Source organism: Mesorhizobium sp. M5C.F.Ca.IN.020.29.1.1 (assembly GCF_003997375.1).
In the GTDB taxonomy this organism is placed as follows: domain Bacteria; phylum Pseudomonadota; class Alphaproteobacteria; order Rhizobiales; family Rhizobiaceae; genus Mesorhizobium; species Mesorhizobium wenxiniae.
In genome coordinates, this window is the sequence record NZ_RZSW01000262.1 from 1 (window position 1) to 8,215 (window position 8,215).

At 62.5% G+C, this 8,215-nt stretch carries 8 protein-coding genes and 2 pseudogenes; 7 read left to right on the plus strand and 3 right to left on the minus strand.

What is annotated here, in order from left to right; translation table 11 throughout:
• The first annotated feature begins 350 nt into the window (after nucleotides 1-350).
• Nucleotides 351-1,703, plus strand: a complete 1,353-nt coding sequence (locus tag EOA85_RS20290) for a pitrilysin family protein (protein ID WP_245485898.1) — start codon at nucleotides 351-353, stop codon at nucleotides 1,701-1,703.
• Nucleotides 1,704-1,723: 20 nt separating this feature from the next.
• Nucleotides 1,724-2,593, plus strand: coding sequence for a patatin-like phospholipase family protein (locus EOA85_RS20295; RefSeq protein ID WP_127210930.1), 870 nt, complete (start codon nucleotides 1,724-1,726; stop codon nucleotides 2,591-2,593).
• Between the two features lie 54 nt (nucleotides 2,594-2,647).
• On the opposite strand, the gene EOA85_RS20300 is transcribed toward EOA85_RS20295, so the two are convergent.
• Nucleotides 2,648-3,799 carry a helix-turn-helix transcriptional regulator gene (locus EOA85_RS20300; protein WP_127210931.1) on the minus strand — a complete coding sequence of 384 codons (1,152 nt, stop codon included), beginning with the start codon at nucleotides 3,797-3,799 and terminating at the stop codon, nucleotides 2,648-2,650.
• Between the two features lie 357 nt (nucleotides 3,800-4,156).
• Between EOA85_RS20300 and EOA85_RS20305 the strand changes: the two genes are divergently transcribed.
• Both EOA85_RS20305 and EOA85_RS20310 read left to right on the plus strand, forming a co-directional pair.
• Nucleotides 4,157-4,516: a hypothetical protein gene (locus tag EOA85_RS20305; protein ID WP_127210932.1), complete on the plus strand. Its 360-nt coding sequence runs from the start codon at nucleotides 4,157-4,159 to the stop codon at nucleotides 4,514-4,516.
• A gap of 105 nt (nucleotides 4,517-4,621) precedes the next feature.
• On the plus strand, nucleotides 4,622-5,029 hold the full coding sequence (locus EOA85_RS20310; RefSeq protein ID WP_127210933.1) for a c-type cytochrome: 408 nt from the start codon (nucleotides 4,622-4,624) through the stop codon (nucleotides 5,027-5,029).
• Nucleotides 5,030-5,048: 19 nt separating this feature from the next.
• On the opposite strand, the gene EOA85_RS20315 is transcribed toward EOA85_RS20310, so the two are convergent.
• Nucleotides 5,049-6,194: a CapA family protein gene (locus EOA85_RS20315; RefSeq protein WP_127210934.1), complete on the minus strand. Its 1,146-nt coding sequence runs from the start codon at nucleotides 6,192-6,194 to the stop codon at nucleotides 5,049-5,051.
• Nucleotides 6,195-6,328: 134 nt separating this feature from the next.
• Between EOA85_RS20315 and EOA85_RS40125 the strand changes: the two are divergent.
• Together EOA85_RS40125 and EOA85_RS39125 are read left to right on the plus strand one after the other, a co-directional pair.
• Nucleotides 6,329-6,505, plus strand: a pseudogene (locus EOA85_RS40125) (phosphosulfolactate synthase); the annotation flags it as partial.
• Between the two features lie 49 nt (nucleotides 6,506-6,554).
• Nucleotides 6,555-7,145, plus strand: coding sequence for a phosphosulfolactate synthase (locus EOA85_RS39125; protein WP_281033762.1), 591 nt, complete (start codon nucleotides 6,555-6,557; stop codon nucleotides 7,143-7,145).
• 83 nt (nucleotides 7,146-7,228) lie between these two features.
• Here EOA85_RS39125 and EOA85_RS20325 read toward each other — a convergent pair whose 3' ends face one another.
• Entirely contained in the window at nucleotides 7,229-7,768 is a 540-nt protein-coding gene (locus tag EOA85_RS20325) for a dihydrofolate reductase family protein (protein WP_127210935.1), read from the minus strand.
• 205 nt (nucleotides 7,769-7,973) lie between these two features.
• Between EOA85_RS20325 and EOA85_RS20330 the strand changes: the two are divergent.
• Nucleotides 7,974-8,215: pseudogene (locus tag EOA85_RS20330) on the plus strand (restriction endonuclease); the annotation flags it as partial.

Genomic DNA, 8,215 nt, shown 5'->3' on the forward strand with positions numbered 1-8,215 from the left:
GGTCACCGCCGACGAAGTCAGGAACGTTGCAGCGCGCTATCTCAATCTCAACCATTCGACATCAGGCTATCTCTTGCCGCAGACACAGGCGGGGAATTGATTTGATGAGGAACTTGAACCTTGGCGCTGCCCCTCACCTGCCTGCCGGCATCCTCTCCCCGTACAGTGACGGGGAGAGGGGCGCTCTCGTCGGCGGTTTCGCCAACCACCAGCGTTGCAGAAACAGCGCTGGGGTTGCGGCCAGGCCCCTTCTCCCCGTCACGATACGGGGAGAAGTGCCCGGCAGGGCAACGAGGGGCGGCGCTGACACTGACAGCTATTCGTCTCGAACATCAGTTGGAAGCTACCATTTGTCCGAAGCGACTGTCCTGAAGCGTGCCGCCACCCCTCTATTCACCCTGCTCCTCTCCCTATTCTTCCTCATCCTGCCGTCACTCACCGCTCGCGCGGCCATGAGCATCCAGGAGGTGACGTCGCCAAAGGGCATCACCGCCTGGCTGGTGGAGGACTATTCCGTGCCGTTGGTCGCCATCCGCTTCGTTTTCGACGGCGGCACGACACAGGATCCCGCTGGGAAGGAAGGGCTTGCCAATCTGATGAGCGGCCTTTTCGACGAGGGCGCCGGCGATCTTGACAGCGAGGCCTTCCAGATAAAGCTGGACGACGTCGGTGCCGAAATGAGCTTCGAGGCGGCGCGCGACGGCACCTACGGCTCGATGCGCATGCTGGCCGAGCAGCGCGACGCGGCGTTCGACCTGTTGCGGCTGGCGGTCACAGAGCCGCGTTTCGACCAGGCGCCAATCGACCGCATCCGCGCGCAAGTGCTGTCCGGCATCATCGCCAACGAGCTTGACCCCGACACGCTCGCCCAACGCAAATGGCTGGAGGCACTATACGGCACCCACCCCTATGCGCGGCCCGACCAGGGCACTAGGCAAAGCATCGCCACGATCACGCCGGACGATCTCATCGCCTTCCACAAGGCGAACTTCGCTCGCGATGGTCTGCATGTGGCGGTGGTCGGTGCCATCGATGCCGAGACGTTGAAGAAAAAGCTCGATATGGTCTTCGGCGGCCTGCAGCAACACCAGGCGCTCGCGCCCGTCGCCGATGTCGATCCGAAACTCAACCAGCAGCTCGAGGTCAATTACGACCAGCCCCAGACGTCGCTGCAACTCGCCTATCCCGGCGTCAAGCGGAGTGCGCCGGATTTCTTCGCCGCGGTTCTGATGAACGAGATCCTCGGCGGCAGCGCCTTCACCTCGCGGCTGTTTGAAGAGGTGCGCGAAAAACGCGGCCTGGCCTACAGCGCCAGCTCCGACTTGGTCGACCACCAGCACGCCAACGCCCTGGCCATCAGCACGGCGACCCGCGCGGACCGGGCGGGCGAGACCTTGGCCGTCGTGCGCGACGTGGTGAAGCGCATGGCCGAGGAGGGGCCGACGGAAGCGGAACTGGCGGCGACCAAGAAATACCTGATCGGCGCCTATGCCATCAACAATCTGAACTCCTCCGGCGCCATCGCCGCGACGCTGCTCGAACTGCAGCTCGACAAGCTCGGCATCGACTACATGCAGCGCCGCGCCGCCCTCATCAACGCGGTGACGTTGGATCAGGTCAAGGCGGCGGCGAAAAAACTGCTCTCCGCCGAGCCGGCCATCATGATCGTCGGGCCGAAGCACGGCGAGGCCAAGGAGGAATGAGCCCAAATGGGGGGCAAGTAATGAGCCCGAGTTTCGGCATCGCCTTCGGCGGCGGCGGCGCGCGCGGGCTGGCGCACATCCATGTCATCGAGGCGCTGGACGAGCTGGGTATCAGGCCGGTCGCGATATCAGGCTCATCGATCGGCGCCATCATGGGCGCCGGTATGGCTTCGGGCATGGCCGGCAGCGACATTCACGACTATATGCGCTCGATCCTCGGCCGCCGCGCCGAGGTGGCGGCGCGCATGTGGCGGGCGCGGCCAGGCACCTTTGCCGAGGCGCTGCAGGGCGGGCTGCGTGTCACCCAGTTCAATGTCGAGCGCATCCTCAAGGCATTCATGCCCGACGCCATACCCGAAAGCTTCGCCGAGCTGAAAATACCGCTGAAGGTGACGGCCACGGATTTCTTCGGCCATAAGCTCGCCGTGCTTAGCGGCGGCGACCTGCATTCGGCGCTTGCCGCCTCGGCGGCTATTCCCGCGGTATTCCGCCCGGTGATGCGCGACGGCAGGCTGCTGATCGACGGCGGCATCTACAATCCAGTGCCGTTCGATCTGATCGAGCACGACGCCGATATTATCATCGCCGTCGACGTCGTTGGCGCGCCGACCAAAAGCGGGCGCAAATACCCGACCTCCGTCGATCTGATGTTCGGCGCCACGCAATTGATGATGCAGTCCATCATCGCCGCCAAGCTGAGGCAATGCCAGCCGGACATACTGGTCAGGCCGGCGGTGTCGAAATACCGCGTGCTCGATTTCATGAAGATCGACGCCTTAATGGCCGAAACGGCTGATATCAAAGATGAGCTGAAGCGGGAGATCGAGAAGGCGGTGGAGGCGCGGGCCAAGGTCGACACGGGCAAGCGCACCAAGCGCGTCGGTGGGTGAGGGGCGCGGAAGGTCTGACGTTGTGGGCCGCCAACCTACGGCAGGATGAGTGGTTCAGGGACCAGGCTGCCCCGCGGGTGGAACGATCTGCATGACAAGGCGCATCAGGTCGGCCTGACGGGAGGCGCCGGTCTTCTGGAAGATATTGTCGAGATGCGTCTTGGCGGTCGCGTTGGCAATATGAAGGCTGGCGGCGGTCTCGGCCAGGGTGTGCCCGGCCACAAGGCTGGCGAGCACACGGGTTTCGGCCAGCGTAAGCCCAAAGGCTCTCGCCAGCATTCCGGCGGCGTCATGCTCGTCCGGTGCATTGCCGATGAACACCGCGGCTACCGCCGCAGGTTCCATGCCGGCGCGCAGGTCGCCGCCGGCCATCGGCAGCACGCGGGCGAAGACGGGCGGCAGGCCGGATTCGGTGAGGAGGACGGCAAGCCCTGTCTTGCCGATGCTGACCTCATCCTGAGCCGCAAGCATGATGGCGCTGTGAAGCTCCCTGGAAGCCGACGGGATCTTCGCTTGCAGAATGCCCCGGACATCCTGGATCGGGCCGCCGCTCTGCAGCATGTGCTTGGCCGAGCGGTTGGCGTGCAGGACGGCGCCACGTACATTGGTGAGGACCACGGCGCATGTGAGCGCATCGAGCGCCTCGGCCATTCCTGCGCGCTCGACAGTGCCGATGTCCAGCATGTTGCTGATTATCACCGAACGGCGCACATGCGGCAGCAACAGTCTGCCAAGCTTGATTTCGCGCTCGGTGATCATGCCTTGCCGCTTGTGTCGGGCAACGGCGAAGCCGGCAAGACGGGTAGGGGTGTGGATCAGGAAGAACGACATGACGTCGACCAGGCCTTGCGGCTTCAGCCACTCCTGAAAATATCGGGAGGTCTCCAGGTAGGTCTGAGGGATATGACGCGAGACCACATGCGGCACATCGAGCGAAGGCCATGTCGAGAGATCCTCGAGCTGCCGGGCGTGGATCTCGGGGATATATTTCGCCTGTTGCTCCAGCCAGTATGGCTCTATTCCCACGGTCCTGTAGATCAGCAGCCGATCGTTGGCGAGGTCGTCAAGGTGCAGGACCGCAGTCTGGGCATCGAGCGCATCCCTGATCCCAGCCAGCGCGTGTTCCCATCGCCCCGGGTTGAGTGCGCAATCGTAGATTGAGCCAATCAGCTTCGACAGATCATGATGCGACAATGCCTTGGCCATCGACGGCCCCCCGCATGTCGACAGCGCGTCCGACGCGGAAAGCAGCGCGCTCTCACAGGTGCTCTCGCCTCTCCAAATGTTAGCGATCGCTTAAATTCTGATTATCTCCCCCAAACAGGGGATGCGCAAGCACCCGGGCGGTGAAATACTCGCGCCCCAGAAGACAAGGTCACACTTAGCTGTGACAACCAGTGGGGTTCAGCGCGTTCCTGGCTCGCGGGCCTTCGCCACTGTGATGCAGCCGGGGGGATTAATCAAGAATTCTGCCTGCGTGCGCCGACTATCACGGCGCGCGACCGCCTATTGCTGAAACGTTAAGCCGGGCTCGACCCGGACAATTCGGGATGGAGCAGCATTATGTACAGATACATTGCTTTTGCAGCACTTTGCATGGCGGCGATGCCCGCGCATGCCGACGAGCTTGGAGCCATGAAGGCTGAAAGCATCGATCTCGCCGGCTTCCTTGGTGTCGTCTATTATACGCCTCAGGAGGACGGCTATCGGGTGGTCACCACCATCGCGCAGGGCGAGGCTGGCTTGCCAGTGCGTTTCGTGGCGACACTGACCGAGAACCAGCTAGTCGCGGTCTCCGTGCCGGGCAAGCTGGGAGAGTCGGACCAGATCATCAAGATATCCCGTGTCGGCGGCAAGCTTGTCGTCAGCCCACAACCGATAGACGGCATCGTGGTTTCTTCTCCGAAGCCCGCCGTCGACTGATGACCGCCGTCGAGTGATCCAAGGTCGAGTGATCCAAGGTCGAGTGATCCGGGGGCATGCGCGTTGCGACGGCGCTGGTTGAGCCTGCAACGTGGGCGACAGACGATGTCCCTGTGGCTCGTCCTCCCGTCTGTCGCCGTCTTTTCCCTTGTCGCCGGCTTCGCCGCGTCTTCGCAAGCCGAGCTGGCCTCGGGCAAGTTCTACGAAATTGTCGGCGGCAAGGTCGATGCGCGTACTTATAACGGCTTCCGTCGCTACCATGGCAGCTGCAATCACTGCCATGGTCCCGACGGCATGGGCTCGACGTTCGCCTCGGCCCTTGTCGACCGGCTGCCCGGCATAGAGGTCTTCCGGCGCAGCGTTCGCGACGGCGTGCGCAGCGGCCCTTCAGTGATGAAGGGCTTCGCCGACGACCCCAACGTCGCTCCTTACATCGACGACATCTACGCCTATCTGCAGGCCCGCGCCGACGGTGCGCTTGGCCGAGGACGGCCTGAGCGGCTTGAACGCTAGATATCGCAGGCTGCCAGCTTCACCAAAGGACAGTGAGACGGCTATCGAGCGCCACATGAGTGCCGAAGGGCGAACTCTCTCGCTCAAGCACGGCCGCGAGCCAGGCGACATCTTCGGGCGAGGCGCGGTTTAGCCGGAATTTGCGGAGCTCGAACGGCACCAACTCGAGCGAAAGAAGCCTGCCCTCAGGCATCGCGAGCCGCGGCAGGCACATCAGCGCAAGCCCACCGCGAAAGATCTTGTAGCCTGTGATTCCCTCATAGTCGGTGAGGAAGTCGCCGCATCCATAAAGGATCAGCCGGCCGTCATGGATTTCGATCGGCTTGGGATGGTGGGAGGAGTGCCCATGCACGACGTCGAAACCTGCAACATCGATGAGAGCATGGGCAAGCGCTCGCTCTTCCGTGGTGACTTCGTAGCCCCAGTTGCCGCCCCAGTGGATCGAGGCCACTGCGAGGTCGCCAGGCTGCTTCATGGCCTCCACGGATCGGGCGATCTGCGCGAGCGAGCGGGCCGAGACATCCGCCAGCAGGTTGACCCCGGGCTTGTAGGCTCCGGCTGCCCATGAAGCTGGAACGCCGCTCGTCTCGAGCGCGAAGCCGATGACCAGCACGCGGCCTCCGCCGGCCAGTTCGATTGCGGCAGGCGCCGCCGCCTCATCCGCGTCAAGCCCGGCCCCGGCATAGGCGAGGCCGGCATGCCGGAGCGTATCGAGGGTTTCGACGAGGCCGGGCTCATCCCAGTCGAGCACATGGTTGTTGGCGAGCACGCAGCAGCTTACCCGCGCCGCCGCCAGGCAGCCGATGTTTGCGGGGTTCATTTTGTAATTGATGCCCTTGGGCGCCAAAGACAGGCTGGTGGTAATGCTGGTCTCGAGGTTGATGATCCGCGCGTCGGGAGCTTCACGGTCCAGTTCGGCGAGCGCATCGCCCCAGACATACGTATCGTCGACCTTTCTCGGGATCGGGCCATTGATGCGTTCGGCAAGCTCGACATAGGTCGCCGCCGATCTGACATAGCGCTCGTGCAAATGCGGATCGCCCGGATTGGCGAGGATCTGGTCTATCCCGCGCCCCAGCATGACGTCGCCGCACAGGAACAGCTTTGCGCTGCTTCGGACAGGCCGTTCAGGTCCTGCGGCGGCATTGTTCGCGATCTGCGGCATCCCAGACCTCCTTCCCCGCCAACACCCCGTGACGCCAAGGGTTCCAGCCCAATTTGCGCGGATCGGATCGCGCGCCCAGTCGTTAACGCAGGAGAACCGAGTTAACCAAGGAGAACCGACAGCCGAGGCCAGAAATGACCGACACAGCCTTCTCCTTCATCCCGCGCGCCGCACGCTCTCCCAAGCCGCGCAAAACCGGCCTGACCGAGATTCGCGGACCCTATTATAGCGCCTATGGGCCGCGCCATTTGGCCGACCTCCTGGAAACGATGGGCAACTGGATCGACGGCATCAAGTTTGCCGGCGGATCATTCGCCCTGATGCCGCCCGAAGCGGTGAAATCGATCAACAAGCTGGCGCATGATCACGACGCTTGTTTCGACAGGCGGCTGGATCGAGAATGTCCTCCGCTTCGGCCCGGACGCCGTGGACCGCTACATCGAAGAAGCCAAGGCGCTCGGGTTCGATGTGATCGAGATCTCCACCGGTTTCATCAGCCTGCCCACGGAGGCGCTGCTGCGCCTGGTCGAAACCGTGAAAAAGGCCGCGCTCAAGGCCAAGCCGGAGCTCGGAATCCAGTTCGGGGCCGGTGGTGACACGTCGGCCGACGAACTCGAAGCCGAAGGCACCAGGGATGTCGGCTGGCTGGTCGCACAGGCCCGGCGTGCCCTCGATGCCGGCGCCGATATCATCATGATCGAGAGTGAAGGGATCACCGAAAACGTGAAGTCCTGGCGCACCGAAATGGTGGCCCGCATAATCAACGAGCTCGGCCTGGAGAAGGTGATGTTCGAAGCCGCCGACCCGGCGGTCTTCGAATGGTACGTCAAGAACTACGGCAACGAGATCAACCTGTTCGTCGACCACAGCCAGATCGTGCAGCTCGAGGCGCTACGCTCCGGCATCTGGGGAACCAAGAGCACCTGGGGACGGATTCAGAATATCGCGTAAGAGGTGGGCGAATGTTATGAATTGCCCCATTGCGTTGCTTCAGTCGAACACGCCACTGAGCGATCTACTCTTCAAGGCGAAATTTATCGCACCTTCACGGGCGCATACTCGAGCGCCACCACGCCGTTGCTGAATGGCGTGGCCGAGATCAACTCGAGCGGCACTTGCTCGCCGGGCGGGAACAGCTTCTTGCCTTGGCCGACGGCGCCGGGGTAGCTGAGCAGCCTGACGCGGTCGACCAGGCCGTGGCGCAGCAATGCCTGCGCCACGCTGAGGCTGCCATGCACATAGATGTTGCCGCCGCGGCCTTGCTTCAGTTCCCTGACCGCATCCGGCAAGGCGCCCTTCAGGAGCTCGGCCGGTTTCCAGTCCAGCGCCTTCAAGCTGGTCGACGCGACATATTTCGGCAGCGCGTTGAACCGGTCGGCGAAGTCTCCGGTTTCCGTGGGCCAGGAGCCGGCGAAAATCTCATAGGTCGTGCGCCCCAAAAGCATGGCGCCGCTGTCGGCAAGCTCGTCCTCCTTGAACCTTTGCATTTCATCGTTCCAGGTCACGCCGGGCAGCTTCTCGACCTCGGCGATGCCATCGACGCTGATGAATTCGGTGACGATAAGTTTTCGCATGGCGATCTCCTTTTGTCAGAGGACGGACCGCACTAGCCTTTCGCGACACGTTCCGTGAAAAAAGTGCGGCCGCTTGTAGAGGTCTTTCCCTATCAAAGGACCGATACCATGGGGAAAAGCTTCTCCGACCTGGACTAAGTTCCCAAGATCGGATTGGTATTACATCTGAGGCAGATATTCCCGAAGAACGCATTGCAGGAAGATCATGGGATTCGGGGTCTTCATTCACCGCTCAGATTCGAGATACAATGATCGCCCCGCAGAGCAATACCAGTTTCCTCGCCCGTATCTGCGTCGTGTCGAAGAATGCGTCGGCGACTGGATCATTTACTACGAGCCTAGCAGGGTAAACGATACCCGCGGCTATTACGCCGTAGCCAAAGTCCAACAGATCATTCCCGATCCTGTGACGCCTGATATGTACCTCGCTCTGATCGAGCCCGGAAC